Below are 24,723 nucleotides of genomic sequence, written 5' to 3'. Positions count from 1 at the left end.
CTAGATGTAAGTAATAAAGTTGGGCACAGCCTTCTCGATAGGAAAGATGCTCTTTTTAGTCAGGTTGTTAATGATACGGGCTGAACGCCATGCCATCAGACTGGTTTGGGGCTCAGAAATCCCGTGACCATGGCGGCTGAAGTTCAGCGCAAAGATTTTATTGTTTTCAGATCCATTCCAGGAAACCTGGAAGTCCTGATTCATCTGGAAGCGACCGTCCTGATCAAAATTGATCATCGGACGCAAAGGATCAATCAAAGCCGGGATGTTCACGCGGAAGCCTGTGCTTAGCACCACAGCGTCAGCCGCGGCTGTTTCGGACTGCCCGTTGAAGCCGTTTTGGATGTGCAGCTTGTAGCGGTCGCCGATTTTTGCCATCTCCGTCACGCGGCGGAACGGCAGAATCTCGATCTCGCGTTTGTCACCCCAGACGTGTTTCAACTGGTAAAGCTCACGGTACAAGGTCTCCAGATACTCCGGAGTGTTCCCGTCACTGGCCAGTTTTTGATATTTCACGATAGGATCTTTCTGATCCTGGCCCAACTGCAGGAATTCCTTCACATAAGCCGGGGTGAAGTATTCATTCACAAACGGAGAATTGTCCAGCGGCTCCAGATTCGGACGGCTGGCAATCAGTTTCAAACTTTTAGGATTTCCCCATTTGCCCTGCAGGCAGTTGCGGAAGATTTCAAGACCGGTCTGACCACCGCCCACGACAACAACATCTTTGTTGGTGGCATCAAGCAGTTTCAGATAACTGGATTTGGCGTGAAAGACGTCCGGTCCTTCCAGAGCTTCAGCAAATTCCGGCAGGTGCGGGACCAGGCCCGTACCGATGCAGATGTTGGTGGCGGTGAAAGTTTCACCATTGATGGTCAGAATGAATTTGCTGCCGTCATAGTTGACGGACTCGATGTCGCTGTCAAAGCTCAGATGATCAGGCATGTTCTGGCTGACCCACTGGCAGTACATTTCAAATTCACGACGGGTGATCGTCTGGCGTCCGGTGTTCAGGAACGCATAGAACAAACCCTTTTGAACCAGGAAGTTCATGAAGCTGAATGGGTTCGTCGGATCAGCGGCCGTTACCAGATCCTTCATGTAGGACGTCTGCATTTCAGAATCCGCGAACATGATTTCAGAGTGCCAGTCAAAGCGGTGCTTGCGATCAAAGAAGCGGAATTTCACATCCGGAGTCTTGCTTAGCAAGGCCGCCAGACTCAGGTTGAACAAACCAATGCCGATACCGATCAGGTCGTAGTGTTTGTTTTCACTCATACGCGCCCCTTTTTCAGAGCTAATGCCACGGGGTTTTTCAGATCTTCACCCAGGATCGGCAGCGGGCGCTCGGCAGAATCCGCATAGCCGATTTTGAAGCGGACTTTGTTCACCAAAACGCGGTGGAAGGTGTTCTGAAGAAGGTCGATTTTGCCAAAATAGTTCAAAGCTCTGATCTCCGGATTTTTCGCCAGATAGGACTCCAGGGTCCTACCCAAAACGGCATAGAATTCAATCTCGGGATATGTATCGCATTCTTGCAAAGTTTCAGAGATAAAACGTAATACCGTTACTAAATGACCAGTCAAAAGATCATGAATCAGATAATGTCTCGGTAATCGGGTCAGATCGAAGCCGGAAAGAGAGCCAGAGTCATCACTCAGGCGCAGATCCCCCTGAAAATCTTTCAGGAAGACCCCCACCGGTGTGGAGTTTTTCAGACGGATGACCACGTTCTGCCCATGGGCCACCAAGCCGATCCCATAACGGGCCTGCAGGTGGTAAAGCGGGATAAAGACTTTTTCAAAGTACTGGGAAAGCCACTGGCCAATATCAAGCCCTGACGCTTTGGCGTAAGCGCCCAGCAGCGACTTACCCATGGTGTCGCGATGAAATAGACTGCCAGCGATAATGGCGGTTTCGCCTTCAGCAAGGTGGAAGTCCGAGCTTTGGCGCCACAACACTCCCAAAAGTTCGTTATAGCGGTAAGGGGCTTGGCCGATCTGGCTGTACAGGCCATGGCTGACCGACAGCCCGGCTTTTTCCTCCAGCACGGTGACCCCTTGAAGGATGTCATCTTTTTGGCAAAGCTCGGTCAGGGCAGTGCTCAAGGAAGGACCTTGCTGCATGTACTTGCCCGGAATCCCACGAATGGCGGAAGTGTTCAGAATCGTGATCGGAAGTTTGATATCAAGCTTGCCGGGGCGGGTGATATTGCTGAACGTGCGCAGACTGATCTGCGGCAGGTATTCATCTCCGAACGCACCCAGGAGGTGAATGTGACCGCAGGCCAGATCCGTTCCATACTGAATTTTGATATAGCGGTCCCACTGCCACGGATGAACCGGGACAAAGTGGTATTCGGTTTTTGCGATGTTTTTTGCGGCCAGCTCTTTTTCAAATGCCGTTTTGTCCGAAAGGCATTCGTTCAAAACGTCATCCCAGGAAAGGCGGGCATCCAGTCCTTCCAGAGTTTGGGTTTTGCGCACCGCCAACCAGTAAAACTGAACCGGTTTGGCGTTTTCAGGTCCGTAAAGATCCTGATCTGCGGCACTCCAGCCGATGCGGCCTTTATTCAGCAGGATTTTCGGATGCCCCTTTAGAAAGGTCTGAACTTTTTCGCCGCTGAATTTGGTCATGTCGTCTGAAGAAACCCGGCGGTTCAGCTCAAGAACACGCAAGTCCGCATAAAGAGTGTTGTGCATTTCTTCCAGGAAATTAGCGAGGATAATGTCATCCATGCCGGTTTCTTTTTGGCTGTCGATAAAGAACTGGCCCGCACTTTCAGCAGGAACACCATTGCGCGTGATGGACGCCGGATCGACTTTCAGATCCGTCCAAAGGCCGCGCCACGCGTTGAATTTGTAAACAGCCTGATTGGCCAAAGTCAGTTCATAAGGGCCGACGACGGATTCATCCCGCGTGGTGGTGGCCACGGGGCTGATCACCTGTTCATAGGTGAGTTCCTGCAGACTTTTTGCAATCATCTGCAGATTGATGTTTTTCCAGTCGGCCTGCGAACTCATAGGTAACGACCCCCGAAGAAGGCTTCACGACGGCATTCCAGCAACGCCGCACGCTTGTGAGGGAAATCGAATTCTTTGAGTTTCTTCCACGCTGTGAAAGTTTCCAGATACTTCAGAACATTCACGTTGTCCGAGCGTGGCTCGGCCATGATTTTACGGGTGCGAGGCTCTTCCAGGAACAGGTAATGGCACACGGACTTCAAGATCGCGTCGGTGTTGGCAAAGCCCAGCACGCTGACGTCGCCGATCAGGAAGTGGAAACCACGGTCAAAGGCCTCGGAATCATAGTAAGGTCCCAGGCGATCCTCTTTGGTCCAGTACATCTCAAAGTATCCGACTGGGACGCCGTCGAATTCCAGAATCGTAGGGAACTGGTGGCCGTCTTTCAGACCCTTTGCAAGGTAATCACGCAGTTCTTCTTTGGGTTTGTCCAGCTCCCAGAACTTCAACACGCGCGGCTGATTGTGCCATTCGTGGAAAATATCCAGGTCTTTTTCGATATGCGCCACACGGAAAGTCAAAACTTTGCCGTCAGCCAGTGTGCGGCGGTAAAGAATCTGACCTTCAGTGATTGCCGGGCGAACCGGGTGGGCCACTTCTTTGGTGACGGTCCATTTTTCCGGAGTCAACGCCGTCAATCCACTGTGAACCCAGAGAGGGCGCAGTTGGAAAAATTCATCACGGGACACGGCAAACGGAGACGCTTTCGCACCCACCAGGGTTTGCAGTTCCGGGTTGGAGTTGGTGACTGTCACAGACTGCAACGAAGTGTTTTTGTTAAAGAGTGCTTCCAGAATCGCCAAAGACTCAACACCTGAAGCGGTTTCAGCAGTCAGGGTGGCATTGTCGCCGTCGACAGAAACTTTGAAAGGGACTTGAACTTTGTCCGTTTTCAGAAGGCCCGTTGTGCTTTCGATTTGTACGTTAAACGCCTGGCCAGTGGCGCAGGCATAAGTGGAGAATTGGATGTTCATGACAGGGCTCCAGAGAAAGAAATAGGGTTGTCGATCAAATTATAAATAGCTAAGGGGTTGGCCACGGTGTTTTCATTCAGGCTTTGCAGACTGCAGATGAAATTACCTTTTTGCCAGATGCGCGCATCTTTGGTCACATAATCCAGGAAACTTGTATCCGGCAGATTTGGTTTGTACAGACCTCTGATGAAATCATTCATGTCGGCAGTCAATTGAGCTTCGCTGGCTCCTTCAGGGTGTGAAAGGGCCGCCAGAATATTCCAGGTTGAATTCACCAGCAGATAGTAAGCAAAAAGAATATTGCCCTTGTTATCCAGAATATTGCCGTTTTCACGGGTCAGGCTTGCCACGTCTTGGTGATAAAGATTGTAGCCGTGTTCACTGTAGCCCGTACCCTGACAATCACGGAAGTACGCTTTGACTGGGAGGTTTCTGGAAATACGCAAAATCATGTTCTGCTGATGCGCGCCCAGCAAAATACCGTATTCGCTTTGGGCTGTGATAAACGGCTGCAGTGCCACTTGCATATAGTGCTTAAACCATTCGCGGCTGGCGTCTTTCAGGTTTTTACCGGAGTCTTTCGCAAGCTTCTGCACCTGTTTCCAGATCAGGGTCTCGCCACCCAACGGATTGTCCTGGGCCAGTGTGGAAACCACGATATTTTCTTCGCCCGGGATTTCCTGCTGGAACGGATTTTCCCGGCAGACCACGATGCTTTCGTTGATGACTTTGCCATCGGCGGTTTTCAGTGCGGCGAAGGCTGGTTCAAAGATCACTTCAAACTGCGGATTTTCGTTCAGGAATTTCTTTCCGACGGTGGTCGACATCACATCGTACACTTGCAGGCCGCGCACGACTTCCACATCGGTCAGATGACGGATGGAGTTTGTCAGTCGCACGGTCAAAGAAAACTTCAGCATGTACGGGCTGTGAGCACCATAGATCGAACGCAGCGAAGACGTCGGGTGCCAGCTTTTTGTGGAAGGCGCGCCGGCGTCCACAATCAGACCCTTTTCAAAATAGGACTGAACAGTGGCATTTTTCAGCAGGTGCTGACGCTGCCAGGGGTGAACGGGGAATGCGATGAAGCCCTCAGGGATGCGGCCCGCGCCTTCGGCCTGGAACAGCTTCTCAGTCCAGTTCTTGGTGGCAAAGGCTTCCGCGGTTTGCACATGCAGAACTTCGGGCTTTACAAAGAACCAGTGCAGCGGGAAGTGGCCGCCCATTTCTGGCGAGTAAATCTTAAAATCGCGGTCATCAAAACCTTCGCGCATTTTTGGATAGGGGTGGAAGTTGTGACCGACCATCAGGCCCTGTTCGGCTTCGATAAAGCTGACTTTGCCGGAATAGATGTGTTCGATGTCTTTTTCACGGGCTTTCAGGGAAAGCTCCATGTTGTGCAGACTGTTTTCCAGGCGCCCCATGAACAGGTCTTTTTTGGAAAGATCCTGTTCCCAGTGTTTGCACAGGAAGGTCAAAAGCTCATTCACGGCCTGATTGAAGTCCACGGATTTCAGTTCAGCACCCTGGCGCAGATAGAAGGTGCCGACATATTCGTGGCGCCCCAACAGGGATTTTTTGCTTAACGGGATCAGAACCTCCATGCCATTTTCCAGATCCACCGAAATGACAGCGGTTTTTTCCGGGGTGGTTCCTGCTTCAAAAGAAAAATTCTGATATTCCCGGAACAGGGAATTCATAAAGCAAGAGACCGTGTGTTTCAGGGAAAGTTCTTTGAAGTTATGCATAGACCGCCTCGCGACGTCTGTAAAGAAGGGCAATGTTCAGGGCCATGACCACAACCAACGCGGTCATCACACTTTCAATGCCGAAAAGATCCATTTTAAAAGTCAAAGCCGCCAAGCCGCCACCCAAGGTGTAACCCAAAGTGTTGGCAGCTGCTGCCAGCCCGGCACGACGGCCAAACTGCATTTCAGGTCCGCGTGTGGCCATCAAAGCCATGTAGCACGGTGGAATCAGGGAAAGCCCCACAGACAACAGAACAATCGCCACCCACAGTTGTGGCCAGCCACCCAAGTGACCCAAGATCAGACTTGCACCGAACAAGGTGGCTACGCCCACGATCATGGCGCCTTGCCATGGATTTTTGAAAAGAACTTTACCCAGGGCTTGGGTAACCACAGCCAGAATCGCACTGACCAAAAGCAATTTTGCCATCAGGACACTGGAATCCACCGAAGTCAGATCGAAAGATTTTTTCAAGATGGAAGCCAAAGAGAAATTCAAGATGCCCACAAAGCTTGTGAACAAGATTGCCAGGGAAAAAATATCGGCGATGTGGTGCAAAGCGGACTTCCACTCAACCAAAGAAATGCGCTCAGTTTTTGTGGCCTTCGGAGCTTCGGATTGTGTGATGCCAAGTAAATTTAAGCCAAATACCACCAACGCCCACGCCGTCGTGCTTTGCAAAACCAGAAGCATGTTGGAGCCACCACCCAAAAGCAGGTACAACGGCCCCAAAGCGCGGCCGACATTCAGGCTCATGGAATTGGACAGCATGGATTTTAATGGAGTTTGTTCCGGGTGCTGATCAATCTGCAAAGCCTGGGACACCGGCACGATCGCAGCGGCGGTCAGACCGTAAAGCAGGCGACTGCCCCATACGGCCAGCTCATTCACCCAGTGAGCCCCCGGTGACATCAGCACAGCGGTCAGAATAGCGGTGGAAATGAAAAGTCCCAGCATGCCGACAGACAAAACCTTCAAGCGGCCCCAGTTGTCACTGCGAGATGCCCAGAAGGGGCTGGACCACAGGAACAAAAAACTGCCCACGCTGAAACTCAGCACCACAGAAGATAAACTCAAACTCCCTTTTTCCGCGATGAACGGAATCAAGGTGAAGGTCATCATCTGGATGGCGCTGAAAGTGGTGGTGTTTAAATGTCCCAGGGCGCTCAGTTTCTTCATTGAGCTCCCTTTTTCAACCACGAGATCAGGAAGTAAACGACGATGGATACGGGAACGACAAGAGCGGCCACGAATACCGTGTTCAGAGCCCCCTGAATCAGGAAGCTTCCGATCACCGCCGCAGTCGAAAACACGGACAGGATCACCGGCACGGTGTAGATTTTTTTAAACAGGGCCCCTTTCCATGGCTGCACGGAAGTGGCTTTGGCAGCAGGGGCGGGTGCTTTTTTGCGACGACGGTTCCACCAGATGTAAATTCCAGACACCGGCATCACTAAGGAGGCCACAGACAGAATCACCCACAAAATTTTCAGGAACAGACCGCCATAGTTTCCGAAATGCAGAGGCTCTGACAGCATCGCCACTTTCAGATACCACGGAAGCTGACGCACTTCGGTCAGTTCACCGGTGACGCCATCAATGATGACCAGTTCCACCAGACGCTCGGTCATCGGCGTGTTTCCATGCATCAGCACCATGAAGTGGCCTGGAGGCGAGAACTGCGTGTCCGGGAACACCATGAAGTCGAAGGTGGATTCCGGCAGCGCTTTTTGCGCCGAAGCGATCACCTTGTCCACAGACGCCAGCGGCGCCTGCGGAGCTGTTGGATACTGAACGTTCAGCTTTTGCAGTTCACTGTACTGAAAGACTTTGATCAGGGTGGAGGAAAAGCCCAGGAACGATCCGGTCACGCCGATCATCAAGCTCCACGCAAAGGCGGTCATGCCGATAAAGCGGTGCAGATCACCCATGGTGGCGCGGGTGGAACCGCGACGAACTTCGCCGAAATTTGTTTTGCGCGCAAAGTTTCCGTAGATAAAGAATCCGGAAAGCAAAGTGAAGGCATAAAGCACGCCGATCAAGCCGACATACAGTTTGCCGTTGGAACCCAGCAGGAACTCCCGGTGCAGGCGCAGGATGAAGTCCATCACGCCGTCAGATTTTTTCGGGGCAGAGACCTCTTCACCTGTGTGCACGTTGAAATACACGCGGTGGGATTCACGGAAAAGTTTTGCGCCGTTATAACCCATGCGAAGTTGCGCGACATCGTGGTCGGCCTCTTCGATGTTGAAGGATTGCGGGCGGTCCCCAGGGTACTTTTGCAGGATTTTTTCCAGGTGGACGTCCATGGCAGGAATCACCTCGGCGTGGTGTTCTTCGCCGTGACCTGCATTGCCTTCAATTTCGTCCTTCAGAATCAGCACGGTTCCGGTCAGGATCAGAACGAACAGATGTACGGCCACGAAAATGCCCACATATATGTGGATTTTATAGAGAATTTTAAAAAGCCGTCCGTTCACAAAGTCTTCCTGCAAATAAGAGTCATTTAGGATCGGTTGGTTTTAATATGGGGCGACAGAGGGGGCAAGTTTTCAGAGTGGATGTAAGCGTATTGAGAAAATATTGGAGGGTCTTTGTGAGGGAGGCTTGGGAATAAAAAAACTCCCATCCGTTTAGGTATGGGAGTTTTTGAGGTTTACCAGTCAGGGTGACGGTAAAATTACTTTACGCGGCCAGTAACCTGGATGTGGATACCCACTTTGTCAGAATCGCACAGGTCTTGAGCGTCAGAAACTGGAACGTAAACCGCGACGCGACCGTGAAGGTATTTGTAGTCGTTTTTCGCCAGCAATTGATCAAGGTAAGCTTTACCAGCAGAGCAGTCAGAGGTGCCGGAAGTTGCATAAGCTTTGGAGTTAACCAAAGAAACTGTCCAAAGAGCGTTGTCTGCCAACATCAAAGTGCTGTAGTTGCAAGTGGAGTCACCTTCTGTGTAAGTCGCCTTAAGAAGGATGTTGTCCAAAGAGTAGTCTGCAGATGCAGTGGTGAAGATGATGTTGCGGGAAGAGATATCAACCGGAGTGGCTGTTTGAGTGTTGCCATCGTCACAAACGTAAGCTGTGAATTTTGCCAACCATCTTTCGCCATCAAGAACCAGGTCTTGGTTGGCTTGTGCAGAGAACGGAAGAACCATCATTAGTGCCAGTACGAATTTTTTCATGTTTTCTCCTAAATTGAGGTTTTAATGAACTGGCGTGGTTTCTAAAATTAAAGCGGGCAGGGGTCAACTTTTGAAATCTAATGAGAATCTATTGATAAACGGGTTATCAATTCAGGAATTACTGACTCCGAAATAAGATGTATTTTTACAGATTCCAGGCCCATCCGGCTTTGATCACAATCATGCTGGCTTTCACAGTGTCGGAAGCCGGGAACATGTTGTATTCGATACTGACCGGAATGTAGTTTTTACGATCCATCTGCCAGTCCAAACCGCCTCCGAAAGTGAAGACCTGATTGGTGGAGATTTCTGATTCATTCAACGCAGTGGAGGACTTGGAAAGCGCCAGCAGATAGCCCATGCCACCACCAAGCCACACACGGTACTTGTCCTGAATTGGGTACCATTTCAAAAGACCATACAAAGACAAATAATTGATTTTCGCATCACACGTGGTGCTGCTGTTACAAGCTGCTTCGGTGGTGCTGCCTGTGACGTTGAATTGTTCCATCGCCGCATACCCGCGGCCCACCAGGCTGTTGTTCAGGGCATAGTCATAAAAGCCGCCGAAGCCAAAGCCGGTGCCGGACATGCTGGCGGAGGCCTTCTGGCTGATGCCGAAGCTGTCACGATAGGTGATCTCGGCGTCCATGGAGTTCATCATATAGCCGCCCAAAACGCCCCAGGAATCCTTCAGGACACGCAAATAGCCGGTGGCATTGGTTTGCCTAGGGGCAGCCTCTTCAGGCGTTTCTGGAGGGGCGTCAGCCGACATGGCGGATGGAGCTTTGGCCTGCAAGGTAAAGCCGTCGGCAGCCTTGCCGCGGACGATTTCGCCCAGAGCTTTGGTGCCTTTGACTTGTTTGATGCGAATGATGGCCGACCGTTTTTGCGTGGACGGGTTGATCAGATAGAACTCTTCACCCACCTCGGTGGTATCGCCATCCAGGTTGATCAGAACTTTTTGCCCTTTGACTGCAGAAACCGATGCGGCAAGGCCTGTCGAGGAAAAACAAAGCAGAAGACTCAATGCGCACAGCTGGTTTTTGAAATTCACTCGGGGACCTCTTCTATTCCAGAGTCATCAGGTTGTTTTCAAGTTCACGGATGAATTGATCTTTGTACAGTGTCCAGACGGTTTCATTGGCGAACTGATAGATGCAGGACTGCGTGGCCTTTTCGCTTTTTTGCAAAGCTTTGACTTCAACCACTTCACCGCGGTGAGTGCGCCAGATCTCCAGATCTGTTTCCGAAAGAACAAGTTCGTAGGTGTGAGAAGGGAATTCCTCGTTGAACCAGGTTTCAAGTTTGCCCTCTTTTTTGCAGCTGACCAACTGGAAAGAGGCGGCAGCGACTTTACCCGGAGCTTCGGATTCAAACTGCTTACGACCCTCCGAGCGGTAGATTGTACAACCGCTGAGTAAAACCACAAAAAGGGAGGAAAGCATGAAACTTTTCATAGCCCTTTAATTATAAGAACTTAAAAGGCAAAAAAAAAGCCCCGAATTACTTCAGGGCTTTAGGCTAATCCCAAAAATCACTAAGGGATCAAAATGGTCTGAATGCAAGGCGGATGAGTTTCGCCCGCAAGGAGGCGTAGCCTACGCTACGCTGGATGAGGACGAAGCTCATTCAACGCAGCAGGCGGGCCGTTTTCATCCCTTAGAAAGGAATTTCGTCGTTAGAGTTGAAGCTAGGCTCCGGACCGAAATCTTGGAAGTTGAAATCGTCGTTACCCATAGAGTTGCCAGAGGATTTTTCGCCACCAGCTGCGCCCAGGAACTGAACTGTGGAAGCCACGATTTCAGTCGTGTAGCGTTTTTGACCTTGTTGGTCTTCCCACTGACGAGTTTGCAATTTGCCTTCTACGTAAACCTGACGGCCTTTGGAAAGGTGTTTGCCGCAGATCTCAGCCAATTTGCCCCATACAGTGATACGGTGCCATTCAGTGCGCTCTTGGCGTTGACCGTCTTTTACCCATGACTCACTTGTAGCCAGGTTCAAACGCGCCACAGTGCTGCCACTGCCGATAGCTTTAACTTCAGGATCAGCGCCCAAACGGCCTACAAGGATAACTTTATTTACTCCGGACATATTCCCTCCACTTAATTTACCAGTCCGTTTTTTGTCAGAACCGGGTTGAAGTCAATAAGGACTTCGCTCTTGATTTGTATTGTGAAGAGGGTGAGCAATATTTAGGCAGAGCCCCGCATCAAGTTAATTTAAGCGGGGCTGGTGGGGGATCTAAAAATCGGACTAACGCACAGCTCCGATGCTTGGCGGCATCATAGGGTTGCTGGCGGAAACCTTGAATTTGTACTGAGAGCCTTCGGAGGTCGGTGTTTTGTAACCATCGATGAACGTCAAAAACAAAGCCGCGCGCTCTTGGAAGCTGCGTTTGGTTTTAAGGTCCACTTCGATATTGTAAGCGCCGATCTGATGACCGAAAGAGTTTCCACGATTCACAATCGTCAGGCCGATCTTGCCCTTGATAGTGCCGTAAAGCTCATCACCTGGTTTTCCGATCGTACCAGTTTCGATCACAAATTGTCCGGCGGCCAGACGGCCTTTCAGTTCCACCGTGCTCAGTTTCAGATCCGGCAACGTCAATGGCCCCATCGGGGTGTTCACGTTGGAAGGGGGAAGTTCAAACTGATTGATGGAAAGATTCATCTCGATATCAGGCTGTTCCTGGAAAGTCAGATCAGCCAAAGCCGTCGACTCAAGATTCAACTGACCTTTGAGCAGAATTGGCAGGTTCGCCATTTCGCGCAGATCATGCAGGGAAATCTTCTTCGCGCTGACTTCGATCTTGTGGCGTTCGGCACCGTTTTCGGTTTTGCTGCCTTTACCCACCTGAACATCGACGTCCCCTTTCAACAAACCCTTCGCAGACACATGGCCGTAAGGTTTTTGTTGAATCAGGCCGCGAACAGACGGGGTGATCACAAGCTCCGTCGCCGAGATCGCCGGAGTTCTGATGGATTCAATATAGACTTGATCCATTTTTACACCCGGTTGCGGGAACAGGCTCATTTTCAGCTTTTCGAACTGCACGTAAACGGAGTTGTTGGAAAGACGGGACACCTGGGATGAAATCAAATCACTCAGGTCATCAAACGGGAACAGCAGGAAAGCAAACACCAGGGCGGAAACCACCATGACAAAGATCTTGCCTTTGCTTTCGCGGATCAATTTCAGCAACTGACGAAACTGCTCCATTATTCGTCCCCGCTGTCATTGTTGTTATTGCGTTTAAAGCGGTTGCCGCGGGAAGGCGGCTCTGGGGCTTCCGGTGCCGGAGCCGCCGGGACGGCCAGGGCCACCAGCTTGTAAACCACGTCAAAATAGCGGTTGTCCTCGCGGTTGGCGGTCATCACCATGTCTTTCATTTTCACGCTGGGATTGATGCTTTGGAACTGATAACCCAGATCCAGCACCTGACGGATGTTCAGCTTTGCAAGGCTGACCTGCAAAAGACCTTCGGTCAGATTCTTAGGAACCAGATTGGAGTTGTTTTCCTGAATCTCGGTGCCTTTGATTTGTTCCGGCAGCAGATTCGCCGCTTTGATCTGGTTGTCGATATTGTTGCGGATCATGTCCATGCTGGGTGCCTGCGGAATTTGCGGAACTTCCGAAGATTCGCGGCTGACTTTCAGCAACTCGCGAATGGTCATGCGTTTGCTTTCAAATTCGCTGACGTATTCATTGGACTGAGTGTACTTGCCGTAGGGAATGGACAGGATGATCAAAGAAACCAGCGCCACGCCACCCACCAGCGTGAGCTTTTGCATGGCCGGAGTCATGTTTTCATAGCGGTCGCGCAGTTGGTTGTAAGCACCACTTTCCTGGATGCGTTCCCAGGTCACACGGGCGTCGCTGACAAGTTTTTCTTTCAAATCATCAAAACTGCTCATCTTGTCACCTTCTCAACATTGCGATCGACATTGAAGCTGAATGAAAAAGCGGTGCGGCCGGGCAGAGTACCCAAAGTGCTTTGGCCGCTTTTCACCTGACCGTCTGTGGAAACGTTGGTCAGGGCTTGTTGCAGCAGGCTCATCTCGCGCGGAGAGTTCACATAACCCTGCAAGGTCACCTGTGCATCCTGAATCGCCATCTGGTGGATGTCCAAAGTGATCGAGGATTTCGGCGGAGCCGCATCGTTGATCTTTTTGGCGATATCCAGGGCGGAATTCATATTGGCAACGCTGGCCAGAGTCTTAAGATCAGCGGCGCGTTTTTTGTTGTCACGGATGTACTTGCGAATGCCGTTTTCAGAAGCCGCACGGCCTTTCAGTCCCGCCACGGACTTGGCCTGGGACTTCAGCACTTCCTGAGTGCGGTCGGCAAGGCTTAAAGCAAAGCTTTCACGCAGGGAGGAATACACAAACAGAACCACCAAAGCCGCCGTCGCCACTTTGATCGTGGAGCCCCATTTTTCCCAGAACATTTTCAGTTGGTGATTTTCTTTGGCGAATTCACCACGCAGGAAGTTCAAAGGCGGATTTCTTGGTTTTTTGAAGCCTTCAATCGCCAGACCCAAAGCCACACCGCAAACAGCGCCATGGTAAGCCGAGCGTTCAAAATTCACATTCGGGATCTGATCCAGAACCGACACGCGGTTCACCGGAACTTCCAGAACTTGAGTCAGGAACGGGCCCAGGTTCTGAATCTGGGAAACACCACCGGTCAGGTGAATGTTGTTGATCTGGGCGTTGAATTCACTCTTCAGTTCCAGAATCGCCAGTTGCAGATCACGCGCCATTTCGCGGACGCACTTGGCAATTGTGTCCGAGAATGTGACTTGATCGAAAGTGGCACCCTGTTTGTTGGTCAGAATGAAAGCTTTGGTCTGAAGCTCTTTGATCGCTTCGATGTACGGAATTTCGTATTTCTTGGCGATGGCATCGGCGATATTTTTACCACCCCAAAGGATAGAACCCACTTGAATCAAAGAACTGCCTTCAAAAGCGCACACCAGGGTGCGGCTGTGGCCGATATTCAAAGTGATGCTGATCTGACGAACCGGTTTTACCTCTTCATCCAAACCCAGCGCCGGGGCCGCCAAAGCGGGTGGGGCTTCATTCCAGCGTTCGAACACGTTCGCAAAGGACGTGCCTTCAGAGGAAATGATGAATGGATCCATGTTGGAATCCTGCGCGCGCTGAATCAGATTTTGCACATGGATTTTCGGAGCCGCACAGGCCAGAACTTCCGCGCCAGAACCTACCGTGCGGATGATTTTGGCATCAAAGATGGCATTGTCAGATGAAAACGGCAGGTCTTCTTCAAGCTCAAAGGCCAGAGATTTGGAGATCTTGATACGGTCATTGAACGGGAAGAACTTGTTTCGGATCGCCACGCGATTTTGTGGCAATGCAAAGTTAAAACGAGTTTGTGACGGGTCATAAAGACTGGAGAGGTCACGCAAATACTCAAGGATTTCAAGCTCCTGATCAGCGCCTGGAGAAATTCCGAGTGGATGCTCCATGAACTGAGTGACTTGAAAGCCCTTTGAAGTGGACTGCACTTCAACAACCTTGATGCTGCTGGATCCGATGTCAATGCCGAGAGATTTCAAAGCAATTCCTCCATGAACTGGCTTTGGTCTAAGTCTATGCGAGGATCGCCTTGGTGTATAGCCCTAAGTTAGCGGCACGCCGTCCGGGCTCGGTCGGTGCCGCAGCTTCGCTGCGGTTCGCGCATCCATGCGCCACCGAAGGCCGCGAACTTAGGGCTATACACCAAGGCTCCTTGCACAGAAGACCTGCATCTTGGCGCTGGGGATGTAGGCTGTTCCCCTTTGGGGAAGGCGCGGTGGGGGATGGGGGATATGTTTTGACTGGACCTTGATCGAGTGTGGGTGTCTATGGGGTGGACGGTTGGGGAATTTTTGCTGGTTTCTTCGATGTAATCATACAGAAACGTATTTAGTGGTAGAAACGCGGATCAAATTCAAATCTTTTGAGGTTTTCATGCGTTCTTTTGGCGTTTTTGTCCTGGTCTGTCTTGTGTCGTTTAATTCTCATGCTTTATTTGGGAAGAAGAAAAAAAACACTCCTGTTTCCGAGTATTCAAAGGGACATACAATTAAAACTGCTGACGGGTGCAGCTTGAATTTGTCAGATCTTTATATCAACCCTAAAAATAAACATTCTTGGAGCGGAGCCTGCCCTGGCGGTTATGCGGAGGGGATTGGTTGGGTCTCTGTTCAACAAGCCAATGGAGTTTCATATAAAGCCTTTGCAGTTCAGATGCGAGGGGGTCGAATTATCCCTAGCAGCTATTGGTACGCTGGATCTCCTGAATACTACCAGAGCACGTTGGGTGGTCATGATTGCAAAGACAGAAAGAGCAATTTGCAGGAGTGCGCGCGCATAGAATCTTTTGTCGCAACAAACCCACCATACGAACAAATCCTTACGTCTGATGGATGTAAACTTCAGCAGCCAAGTATTTTTCTTCGAGGACCTCAGGTGACATGGAGTGGGAAGTGCGAGAATGGATTTGCTGAAGGATATGGCTTTATTAAAGCGCCTGCTTTGAACGATAAGGACGCTGTTATTGGCAAGATGGTCTATTTGATTCGCTATCATCAAGGTAAGAGAATCGTTGGAAGCTACTATTCATGGGATGCGGATATTAATGGTTCGAAGTCGTCAATTATCTATCAGGTTGGGCCTGCATTGACTCCGATTCATATTGAAAGCATTAAGCCCTGCGCATCTATCAAGCCTTGTAAAGAGTTGATGGCGGCGAAGGCTTTGGGTGGGAAGAATCCTGAAGGAATGGCTCCGGTGTCGGATTTCATGCCTCCTGTTGCTGATACTCGTGGGGGTGGGGATCGCCCTCCGGCATTTGATCCCAATCCTCGTCCGAATCCTTCTGGTGGCGGATATGGTATCGGCAAGTACAAAGCTCCGAAAGTGGCTTGTGATGACTATGCTCTGGGTCTTGAGATGGACAAACATTCTGCAACTATTAATGAAGGCGTTGGGATCTGTGACAATGCCAAGGCGACGGCGAAACTTTATGAGTTCTATGCCAACTTGCTGGAGGCCAGTTGCCCGTACAAAACTGCCGAAGTGGCACAGGTGCGTGAGGCTGTTGAATCTGCCAAACAAACCATTCGTGGAAGTTGCACAGAATATAATGTTGCACAGAATATAATTACTAATTAAGAAAATCTTAGGTCCTAAAAATTAAAAACCCCGGTTCATCGCCGGGGTTTCTTTTTATCTTTCGTTCCAGTACACAACTCTTGGCGGGCCTTTCGGGATTTGCGTGGCGTTGGCGTTGTTGCCGGCATTTCCACCGGGTGTGGTGCCTTGATTGCCTCCACCGCCTGGGTCAGACTTGCTTTCGCCGCCGTTGTTTTTTTTGTCTTTGTCGACGTAGGTTTTCACTTTGTTTGCGGTTTTTTGCAGGTCCATCACCACTGCAACAATTTCGCGGGTGGCGCCGGCGAATTCTCCGGTGCTGCGGATTTTGAAGTTCATCACGCTGTCGCAGATCAGCGGCACATCTTCGGGATTTCCTTCGGTACGGATGCCTTTGCCTTGAACGAACTGCCAGAAGTCGCTGCTGCCGCCGCCTTGATCGCATTTAAACGGACCGCCTTCTTCTTCGGAATCGCGGCGTTTGATGATTTCGGTCACCACTTCATCAGTCATCGCTGGGTCCAGGGACTTTAGAACTTCGCGGGTGGCGATGTTCGGGTTGATCCCTTTCATTCCATAGATGGTCACTCGTGGGGCCAGCAAGTCATAGAAATCATCGTTCATCCCAGGGACCATGTGTAGCTCGGCGACAGAGCGGAACGGGCGGTTTGGGGGATAGTGGTCGCTTTGCGAAGCTTGGTTCAGTTCGGCATAGTTGGCGCGTTTATCGCCGCCGTTTAGGGAGGCAGATTTCGGGCTCATCCAGTCGGCGATGTTGTTCACCAGTTCGTCAAATCGGACATTGCTGTATTCACGCTGGAAGTTTTCGTCTTCTTTGATTTTTTGCGCAAAGATCGTGACCAGTTGTTTTTTTGTCAGTTCCTGCAAAGACTTTGACGGGGAGGCCAGGTCATTCAGATCGATCTTGGAGCCTTCATCCTCGATCGTCACAATGTAACTTGTGTCCATCGTGGAATCGGCGACGGCTTTTTTAAAGGCATCTTTATCGATGGCGCTTAATTCATCTGGAATTGGCAATGGCCATGCAAACGGGAACTGCCAGATTTGATCCAGCATTTTGGTGTCACCCAGTTTGTCGCCCAATTTGCTTTGGGCCTGTTGATAGATCTTGATACGCAGCAGGCTGAGCTGCATGCCGGACTTCGCGGCATAGTAGGCCTTCACACGGTTTAAACCCTGTGAATTCACCAGGTATTCGACGTTGGAATCATAGGACACTTCCATTGCAATCCACATGATCAGCATGATACAGGCGATCGCGATCATCAGCGCGATGCCTTTGGCGTTATTGAGTGGACGGTGTACTTCGCGGCCAAGAGCTTTGATTGCCTTGAGCATTTGCACCCTCCTCTGGATTGTTGGGGAAGTGAATCGGGACGATCAGTTGCATTGAGTATTTTTTGCTTTTGCCGGCGGTTTTCTTTTCCACGGTCAAAGAGATCTCGACAGCTTGTGGGAATTTGCCCTTGGTGGCCGCGTCGCCTTGGGCGTCCGTGCGCCAGTCATTGGCCCAATCCTGTTTGCCTTTACCCATATAGCGCAGTTTGAATTCGCTGACGTTTTCAAGCAAAGCGACCTCGTCGCCACCTTTGGTGACATCCAGATCCACATACGGGGAGCTTCGGCGCCACAGGCATTTGGAACTGCCGCCACCTTCGCGCAACGATTTACAATCGCGCAGGGCATAGCCCACTTCGATAAAGTCCGCCTGCTTGGTGTTTCTGACGGTGCGGGCGTTGTTCATGGTCACAAAATTGATGGACTCGTTGTTGCCTACGAAGTGAGTCTCGGGATCGCGGCGGGGAACTTCGCGTTGCTCAGGCTGCTCATGCATATCGTTGGTGATTTGGCCGCCGGGGATTACGCCGGGGATGCTGCTATCGGGGATTGTGCCGTTCTGGTTTGAAGAATTGTTATTTTTCTTCTTCATCAGTTGTTCCAGCTCTTTTTCAACGTCGCGATAGTGGTAAGCCAGATTGATGTCTCTTTCCAGCAGGCGCAAACCATCGCGCATGCGGGACACATCATCGATCTGATCTTGCAGTTTGACCTTGGCCTTCACAGCCTGTTGAATGGCTTGCGCTGTCAGCATCGTGAGTGTCCCCAGGATGGTGATCGTGATCATAAGCTCAATCATGGTAAAGCCGCGGTTGTGTTTCATCATCACATCCCCGGCATCGAAGGCAGTGGCAGTTCCTTGTCATAGTCGACAAAGTACTGGGTGGCAGAAAACTCCATAGGTTTTTTGGCACCTTTATAGATGACGGTCACTTTCACTTCCTTCACGGACTTGGAAAGATGCTCTGTCAGTGTCTTCATCACGGTCAAAGCCATTTCATCCGCACCACCAGACTGGGCGGTGAGGGTCGCGGAAATATCCGGGACTTCAAATTCTTTGGAGGTCATTTTCCAGGTGTATTGCGGGTACTCAGAGCCAAAGTCGTCTTCAGTTTCTTCCGGGATCGAGTCCAGTGGTTTTCCGGCATACTCCATTTCGACTTCGACCATTTTTCGTTCAAGTAAGGCGGTGACTTCGGTGGACAACTGGGTCTTGCGGACACGCATGAAAGAACCGCTCCAGGAATTTGCCAAAAGCATAATCCCTGAGGACAGGATCACCATCGCCATGATGGTTTCAATCAATGTGAATCCGTTTTTTTTCACCGCTGGACTTCCTTTAACGAAGAAGCTTTCTCAATGATATCAGCTTGACCCGTTAAAGGATTAAAAACAAGAGTCCAAGTTAAATTATTTCCATTCGTGATCTGCACAGCAGAGGCTTCCACAAAGCCCTCTGGGAAGAAATGGATATAGGCCACCCCGGAAGTCATAGGGGATTTCATATTCACAGTCTCTACCGAGGCAAAACGCAAGCCCTCGGGAAGCTCTTTTTCTTTCTTCAGCAGGGATTTATCCATCTGAAACAAAGGGGGAGGTGCATTTTCCTCGTCACGGTCTTTTTCTTTTTCTGCAGCGTCAGGATCGACCGCCTGAGGGCCGCTGGCGCGTTCCAGCCAATACTTTTCCTCTCCCGGTTCCATGCTGATGGCCAGGCGGTAAGTAGAGTTGGTCAAACGGGCTTTATTGCGGATTTCTTTGGAAAGAACGATGAAGTTGCGGGCAACGGCTTTGATATTGCCGTCTTTTTTGAGAAGTCGGGGAGCTCCCACTGTGATCAGAGCGGCCATAATGGCCAGCACGATCATGATTTCAATGAGAGTGAATCCCCGCTGATTACCAGGCATCTGAATTAGTTCAGATCATCCAGTGTGATGTCTTTGTCAAAGCCAGAACCACCTTCGCGGCCGTCTTTACCCAAAGATTTCAAAGAGTATTCGCCACCTTCCAGTTCGTAAACCAGATCGTGACCGAATGGATCTTGAAGTTTCTTGGTGTAGTAAGGCTGAGGACCCCAGTTGGAGCAGTTTGGATCAGCAGTCGTCAAACCTTCCAAAGTCTGAGGATATTTACCGCAATCCGTGTAGTACATGGAAAGGGCATTCACGATTTGTGTCAGTTGGATCTTAGCCTCTTTGGCTTTGGATTTATCCAATTGTCCCGTGATGTTAGGAAGAAGAAGAGCTGCGATACCACCGATGATGGCAAGGACGATCATGATTTCAATCAGAGTCATACCCTTGCGGTTTTTGAGAAGAGACATACTTACTCCTTTTTACAGACATTGAGGATAGCAAAACCTAGCCCAAAATCAAAGGACAGAGCGGCAGCCGGACTAATGTCACATAATAATTCTTCGCTCTGTGGGCTCGGTTTTGCGACGCTTTGAGGGGATTGCTTTGGAGCCTTCTCGCCTCGGACAGTCCTCGCTCGTGTTTGTCCCTACTGTTTCGCGTTTTACTTTGCCTCGACTGCGGAACTCGGCGCGCAGGCTCCAAAGCAATCCCCTCAAAGCTCGTATGTGCATCACAGTGAGATTGTATGGGACATTGGTCGGGACTGCCTTTGCTGGGTTGTGAAGGTGTTGGGATAGTTTGGGGTGGGGAGTTTATGGGTTACTTTAGGTTTTTGGGTGGACGTTTGTCTGTCTTGTTTTGAGTAAGGAAGCTGCCGATAAGTTTGGAATGAGAAGTATATTTGGTGTCGTGTTCTTGTTTTTGATGCAGGCGCAGGCTTTCGAAATTTCGAAGCAATCGGGCAAGCTTATTTTGTCTGGGGCGTGTGAAGAGGGGAAAAGTATTTACTCTTCTTTGGCGCGGTGGAGCACGAATGCTAAGACCGGGAAGACTTGTGATCCTGCGGCTGTGGCTGGGGAGTCCGGTGGTTCCTGTAATTTGGATATCACGGATTGTGTGCCTGAACATGTGGTCAAATATCATGGGGCCACGCCGGAAGTGGATGGGCCAAACTGTTGGAATCTGTCTTTGGTGATGAGTAAAATTTTGCCAGCCATGCGTTATTCTACGCCGGAAGAAATGAATTTCTATATGCGTCCGCCTCTTTGCCGCGCTTTAAAAGACGGTGAAAAGAAAGAGCCGGGGGATGTCGGTGCCATTCGTCAGATCGCGGGTGTTGCCAAGACCACGGAATATCACGGTTTCATTTATATCGACGAAAAGATCGCTTATTCAAAAAATGGTTTCAGTAGCATGGCCCCTTATGAGCTGCAAACCCTGGACAAGGTTTACAGGACCTACGAAGTCCCGGATAAACCGGGATGTCGCCAAAATGTGATCAACTCCAAGAGCTCCCAGTGTGGTCAGGCGGTGGCCTTCTATCGTTGTGATTCCATGGAAAGTTATCTGCAAAAGAATCAGAATGTGCCGGATCAGGTGCGTGAGTCCTTCAAGAATATGGATGCGGCTGAAAACTGCGTGCAGGAAGCCATGTTCAAGGGGGATGCTTTAAGCGCTGAGGCCCGCAAGAATTTGCGTGATACCGGGGTTGCTCTTGTTGAGTATCTGCAAGACGCCAAGAACAAGCCAGAAGTTGCCAAAATGAAGTCTGAAGAACGTGATTTCCTGCTGGGAAGTTTGCAACTGCGCCTTGCCGCTTTGGGAGAGCAACTGCAGTTCGTGGCAATGGAAAGACAGGATCGTGACACCTTTAAGACTGCGGGTGAATTGAAATACGTGGCCGAGATGTTACAGGCCTCTGCAAAGCAGCTTAGAAAAGGAGCTCGCTAATGAAAAATGCATTGTTGATGTTGTTGGCAGGATTTGTTTTGGCGGGCTGTGGGTCTGTATGGAAGGGGCCTGAGGCTGCGCCTGTGCGCAAGCCTGATAATGCTTCTGTGACCAGTCAGGAACTGAAAACCTGGGGTCCCGTGAATCTGTTGCAAGGATTGAAGAGTCATTGCTGCAATGGCGTGATGATTGAAAAAACGGCTGTCACTTTCTGGGGTGAAGCCGAGATCGCAGAACTGCAAAAGTATGTGGATGATACAACTCCGTCAGCTCCGGTGTATCGTCCGTCCAGCGCGGTGATGTGCCATGGACCAAAATACGTTTCGTCCGTGGGCCGCGAAGCCCGCCACCTGATCGAGGGCATTAAGAAGGGGACGTATCCAGTCTCGCAATGCTCCACCTACGATCTGCAATTCTCCGAATAAAAAAAAGGAGCCCCAAGGGCTCCTTTTTCATTTCTACTTTTGCTCTAAATTCTACCCCGCAACGTTCGCCATTTCGAACATTGGGACCATGACCGCCATAACGATCATACCGATCGCGGCACCCATAATAACGATGACGATCGGACCCATGATGCTGGTCAGACCTTCCAATTTGGTTTTTACCTGGAAGTCATAAGCATCAGAGACCTGACTTAGCATGTTTTCCAGCTCGCCGGTTTTTTCGCCGATGTTCACCATGTGAATCACGATAGGCGGGAACTGGCCGGATTTTTTCAAAGGACCGGCGATGGATTCACCCTCAGAGATATTGCTGCGGGCTTCATCAATCGCTTTAGCCAGTACGTGGTTGTCGACAACGTTTCTGACGATATCCATCGCGGCCAGCATCGGAACACCACCGTTTAGAAGTGTCGCCAGGGTGCGGGTGAAGCGGGATACAGCAACCATGCGAACCGTCGGGCCAATCAGCGGCAATTTCAAAGAAATCGCATCCCATTGGTTTTTGCCGGCCGGGGTGTTTCTCCAGTTACGGAAGAGCAGATACACAATCAGCATGCTTCCCAAAATCAGATACCAATAGTTCACCGCAAACTGGGACGCATCAATCAAAGCCACCGTGTACCACGGAAGCTGCAACTGCGGAGCGGACTCAAACACGGTCACCATTTTAGGAATCAGGAAGATGAACAAAAAGCCCATCAAACCAAACGTCACAACCAGCATGATCACCGGATAAGTCATGGCACTGCTGACTTTGGCGCGCAAATCGGCCTGAGCCTCGGTGAATTCCGCCAGACGCATCAGGATCACATCCAAGCTGCCTGACATTTCACCGGCTTCCACCATCGACACATAGATCGTGGTGAAGACGTTTGGGTATTTCAGCATGGCTTTATGCAGGGTGGAACCTTCGTTGACCATGTTCTTACAGTCGGCCAAAGCTTCCGCCAGGGTCGGGTTTTCCACCTGTTCAGAAACGGCCGTCAACGCGTCCACCAGGGGGATGTTGGCTTTGATCAAAGTCGCCAACTGACGGGTCATCAAAGAAAGGTCTTTTACGCCCACGTTTTTAGTGGCGCGGGGACCGGTTTTCTTTTTTGGATCTATCTTCTTTTTGTCTTTGATGTCGATGACAAAGATATTGTCTTTTTTGAGCTTGGTGCGGGCCGCTCGCTGGTTTTCAGCGTCGATGGTCCCTTTAACATTTCTTCCGTCTTTCGACAGGCCTTTGTACTCAAAAATAGGCATTGTGGTTACCTTATAAGTCGTTTCTAAGCTGGTTCAGCTGCAGGGGCGAGGCCCCTGCGCTCTCCGCGGCTGCCGCCGCCCTAAATATCCAGCTGCGTATTGGAAGTCAGTTCTTCAATTGTCGTGATGCCCGCAAGGACTTTTTGGATCCCGTGGTCACGGAAGGTCTTCATTCCGTTGGCAACTGCTTGTCTTTTAATTGTATTACCGTCTTTACGCTGCATGATCAATGAACGGATGTCATCCGTTACGATCAAAAGCTCTCCGATATTGGTACGACCGGAGTAGCCTTTCTGCGAGCAGTGGTTGCAACCCATGGCTTTGCAGATGTTGGCTTTGTTCGCCTCTTCACGGGTGATACCCAAAAGCTGGATTTCAAAATCCGTCGCTTCATGCGGGGCTTTGCAGTGTGGGCAAAGAACGCGCACCAAACGCTGGGCGATAACACCTGTGATCGAGGTTGCAATCAGGAACGGTTCCACCCCGAAGTCGATCAGACGGGGGAAGGCCCCGGCCGAGTCATTCGTGTGCAGCGTGGAAAGAACCAAGTGACCCGTCAAAGAAGCCTGGATCGCCAGTTCGGCGGTTTCCAAGTCACGAATCTCACCGACCATGATGATGTCAGGGTCCTGACGAAGGAAGGAACGAAGGCCGGCTGCGAAGGTCAGGCCGATCTTCGAGTTCACTTGCACCTGACCGATGCCGTGGATACGTTGCTCCACCGGATCTTCAACTGTCAGGATATTCACGTCAGGCTGGTTCAGTTTGGAAAGGGCCCCGTAAAGAGTCGTGGACTTACCAGAACCCGTCGGACCCGTGACCAGGAAGATGCCATAAGAACGAGTCAGGATGTCTTCTTCCATGCGGGACAGGTTTTCCTGAGAAAAGCCCAAGGCCGCCAGTTCGCGCACGACAGAGGATCTGTCTTGAATACGCATAACCAGACGCTCACCGAACGTGGTCGGGACGCAGGACAGACGGATATCGATGTCTTTACCGCCGACTTTCAAAGGAATACGACCGTCCTGAGGCAAACGTTTTTCGGCGATGTTCAGGTTGGCCATAACTTTGATACGAGACGTGATGGCGTTTTGAAGCTTTTTAGGTGGTTTGAACACGTCGAACAAAATACCGTCCGTACGGAAGCGCACGGCCATGTCTTTTTCATAGGGTTCGATGTGGATATCGGACGCTTTTTCTTTCACCGCACGGAATAGCAGACTATTCACCATCTTGATCACCGGAGCGTCGTCTTCGCCGGCCTCAAGCAAATCCACGATAGGATCATCTAAATCGTAATCTTCTTCGGCGATTTCATCCAAACCGGAAAGATTCGCGGTGCTTTTTTCGTAAACTTTATTGATTGCATCCTGAACACGGCTGGAAGTGGTGATCAGAGGGCGCACGCGCTTTCCGAACAGTACCTTCATGTCATCCAGGGCTTTGAGGTTCACCGGATTGCTGGTCAGTACCACTAGCAGGTCCGCATCTTCCTTGTAGGGAAGGACGTTGTGTTGTTTTGCGTAGTTGATTGGAAGGTCACGAATCAAGTCGACGGCGATCTCGCTGACCGGGATGTCGCGGATAAAATCCAAGCCCAGTTCTTTGCACAGATCGGAGACCACTTCATCCGCCGTGGAAAATTCCTTCGCAGCCAAAGCCTCACCAACGGTGACGGGTCTCACCACCGAAGGGTTGTTTAACACAGAACGGATTTGGTCCTGTGTTAAAGAGGTTGATTTGGCAAGTATCGTTGAAACATCCACGGAGGCCATCA

Annotated in this window: 23 protein-coding genes; 3 read left to right on the top strand and 20 right to left on the bottom strand. The window is 50.6% G+C overall.

Translation table 11 applies throughout. The annotated features are described in order from the left end of the window. From B9G79_RS11000 to pilM, 13 genes are all read right to left on the bottom strand, one after another. Nucleotides 1-1,278 carry a lysine N(6)-hydroxylase/L-ornithine N(5)-oxygenase family protein gene (locus B9G79_RS11000; RefSeq protein ID WP_088565541.1) on the bottom strand — a complete coding sequence of 426 codons (1,278 nt, stop codon included), beginning with the start codon at nt 1,276-1,278 and terminating at the stop codon, nt 1-3. After that, nucleotides 1,275-3,023, bottom strand: coding sequence for an IucA/IucC family protein (locus tag B9G79_RS10995; RefSeq protein WP_088565540.1), 1,749 nt, complete (start codon nt 3,021-3,023; stop codon nt 1,275-1,277). The genes B9G79_RS11000 and B9G79_RS10995 overlap by 4 nt, the downstream gene beginning before the upstream one ends. Next, entirely contained in the window at nt 3,020-3,997 is a 978-nt protein-coding gene (locus tag B9G79_RS10990) for a GNAT family N-acetyltransferase (RefSeq protein WP_088565539.1), read from the bottom strand. The genes B9G79_RS10995 and B9G79_RS10990 overlap by 4 nt, the downstream gene beginning before the upstream one ends. Further along, on the bottom strand, nt 3,994-5,745 hold the full coding sequence (locus tag B9G79_RS10985) for an IucA/IucC family protein (protein WP_088565538.1): 1,752 nt from the start codon (nt 5,743-5,745) through the stop codon (nt 3,994-3,996). The genes B9G79_RS10990 and B9G79_RS10985 overlap by 4 nt, the downstream gene beginning before the upstream one ends. Then, on the bottom strand, nt 5,738-6,925 hold the full coding sequence (locus tag B9G79_RS10980; protein WP_088565537.1) for an MFS transporter: 1,188 nt from the start codon (nt 6,923-6,925) through the stop codon (nt 5,738-5,740). The genes B9G79_RS10985 and B9G79_RS10980 overlap by 8 nt, the downstream gene beginning before the upstream one ends. Then, nucleotides 6,922-8,226 (bottom strand): PepSY-associated TM helix domain-containing protein, encoded by a 1,305-nt coding sequence (locus B9G79_RS10975; RefSeq protein WP_088566862.1) that lies wholly within the window; start codon nt 8,224-8,226, stop codon nt 6,922-6,924. The genes B9G79_RS10980 and B9G79_RS10975 overlap by 4 nt, the downstream gene beginning before the upstream one ends. A 200-nt stretch (nt 8,227-8,426) precedes the next feature. Continuing rightward, a complete protein-coding gene (locus B9G79_RS10970) occupies nt 8,427-8,927 on the bottom strand; it encodes a hypothetical protein (RefSeq protein ID WP_088565536.1) in 501 nt (166 codons plus the stop codon). A 145-nt stretch (nt 8,928-9,072) separates the two neighbouring features. Next, nucleotides 9,073-9,984, bottom strand: a complete 912-nt coding sequence (locus B9G79_RS10965; RefSeq protein WP_088565535.1) for an outer membrane beta-barrel protein — start codon at nt 9,982-9,984, stop codon at nt 9,073-9,075. Nucleotides 9,985-9,997: 13 nt separating this feature from the next. Next, nucleotides 9,998-10,387 carry a hypothetical protein gene (locus B9G79_RS10960; protein WP_088565534.1) on the bottom strand — a complete coding sequence of 130 codons (390 nt, stop codon included), beginning with the start codon at nt 10,385-10,387 and terminating at the stop codon, nt 9,998-10,000. 202 nt (nt 10,388-10,589) lie between these two features. Beyond that, nucleotides 10,590-11,021 carry a single-stranded DNA-binding protein gene (locus B9G79_RS10955; RefSeq protein ID WP_011164062.1) on the bottom strand — a complete coding sequence of 144 codons (432 nt, stop codon included), beginning with the start codon at nt 11,019-11,021 and terminating at the stop codon, nt 10,590-10,592. Nucleotides 11,022-11,183: 162 nt separating this feature from the next. Then, nucleotides 11,184-12,149, bottom strand: coding sequence for a type II secretion system protein GspN (gspN, locus tag B9G79_RS10950; RefSeq protein WP_088565533.1), 966 nt, complete (start codon nt 12,147-12,149; stop codon nt 11,184-11,186). Further along, nucleotides 12,149-12,844 (bottom strand): hypothetical protein, encoded by a 696-nt coding sequence (locus B9G79_RS10945; RefSeq protein ID WP_088565532.1) that lies wholly within the window; start codon nt 12,842-12,844, stop codon nt 12,149-12,151. The genes gspN and B9G79_RS10945 overlap by 1 nt, the downstream gene beginning before the upstream one ends. Continuing rightward, nucleotides 12,841-14,508 (bottom strand): pilus assembly protein PilM, encoded by a 1,668-nt coding sequence (pilM, locus tag B9G79_RS10940; protein WP_088565531.1) that lies wholly within the window; start codon nt 14,506-14,508, stop codon nt 12,841-12,843. Before pilM ends, B9G79_RS10945 begins: the two co-directional genes overlap by 4 nt. 394 nt (nt 14,509-14,902) lie before the next feature. Here pilM and B9G79_RS10935 point away from each other — a divergent pair, with 394 nt between their 5' ends. Continuing rightward, a complete protein-coding gene (locus B9G79_RS10935; protein WP_088566861.1) occupies nt 14,903-16,108 on the top strand; it encodes a hypothetical protein in 1,206 nt (401 codons plus the stop codon). A 54-nt stretch (nt 16,109-16,162) separates the two neighbouring features. On the opposite strand, the gene B9G79_RS10930 is transcribed toward B9G79_RS10935, so the two are convergent. The 5 genes from B9G79_RS10930 to gspG are packed head-to-tail and all read right to left on the bottom strand — an operon-like array spanning nt 16,163 to nt 19,769. After that, entirely contained in the window at nt 16,163-17,446 is a 1,284-nt protein-coding gene (locus tag B9G79_RS10930) for a general secretion pathway protein GspK (RefSeq protein WP_232468580.1), read from the bottom strand. Then, nucleotides 17,394-18,272, bottom strand: a complete 879-nt coding sequence (locus B9G79_RS10925) for a type II secretion system protein GspJ (RefSeq protein ID WP_088565530.1) — start codon at nt 18,270-18,272, stop codon at nt 17,394-17,396. Before B9G79_RS10925 ends, B9G79_RS10930 begins: the two co-directional genes overlap by 53 nt. Continuing rightward, nucleotides 18,272-18,772: a type II secretion system protein gene (locus B9G79_RS10920; protein ID WP_088565529.1), complete on the bottom strand. Its 501-nt coding sequence runs from the start codon at nt 18,770-18,772 to the stop codon at nt 18,272-18,274. The genes B9G79_RS10925 and B9G79_RS10920 overlap by 1 nt, the downstream gene beginning before the upstream one ends. Next, nucleotides 18,769-19,353, bottom strand: a complete 585-nt coding sequence (locus tag B9G79_RS10915; RefSeq protein ID WP_088565528.1) for a pilus assembly FimT family protein — start codon at nt 19,351-19,353, stop codon at nt 18,769-18,771. Before B9G79_RS10915 ends, B9G79_RS10920 begins: the two co-directional genes overlap by 4 nt. Nucleotides 19,354-19,358: 5 nt before the next feature. Further along, nucleotides 19,359-19,769 carry a type II secretion system major pseudopilin GspG gene (gspG, locus tag B9G79_RS10910; protein ID WP_011164071.1) on the bottom strand — a complete coding sequence of 137 codons (411 nt, stop codon included), beginning with the start codon at nt 19,767-19,769 and terminating at the stop codon, nt 19,359-19,361. Nucleotides 19,770-20,190: 421 nt separating this feature from the next. Here gspG and B9G79_RS10905 point away from each other — a divergent pair, with 421 nt between their 5' ends. Then, nucleotides 20,191-21,252, top strand: a complete 1,062-nt coding sequence (locus B9G79_RS10905) for a hypothetical protein (RefSeq protein WP_232468579.1) — start codon at nt 20,191-20,193, stop codon at nt 21,250-21,252. Beyond that, nucleotides 21,252-21,677, top strand: coding sequence for a hypothetical protein (locus B9G79_RS10900; protein WP_088565526.1), 426 nt, complete (start codon nt 21,252-21,254; stop codon nt 21,675-21,677). Before B9G79_RS10905 ends, B9G79_RS10900 begins: the two co-directional genes overlap by 1 nt. A gap of 51 nt (nt 21,678-21,728) precedes the next feature. Here B9G79_RS10900 and gspF read toward each other — a convergent pair whose 3' ends face one another. Continuing rightward, a complete protein-coding gene (gspF, locus tag B9G79_RS10895; protein WP_088565525.1) occupies nt 21,729-22,946 on the bottom strand; it encodes a type II secretion system inner membrane protein GspF in 1,218 nt (405 codons plus the stop codon). 80 nt (nt 22,947-23,026) lie between these two features. After that, on the bottom strand, nt 23,027-24,721 hold the full coding sequence (gspE, locus tag B9G79_RS10890) for a type II secretion system ATPase GspE (RefSeq protein ID WP_088565524.1): 1,695 nt from the start codon (nt 24,719-24,721) through the stop codon (nt 23,027-23,029). Between the last annotated feature and the right edge of the window lie 2 nt (nt 24,722-24,723).

This window comes from Bdellovibrio bacteriovorus (assembly GCF_002208115.1).
GTDB lineage: Bacteria > Bdellovibrionota > Bdellovibrionia > Bdellovibrionales > Bdellovibrionaceae > Bdellovibrio > Bdellovibrio bacteriovorus_C.
The sequence above is the reverse complement of the archived record's forward strand: the minus strand, read 5'-3'. Positions and strand labels throughout refer to the sequence as shown.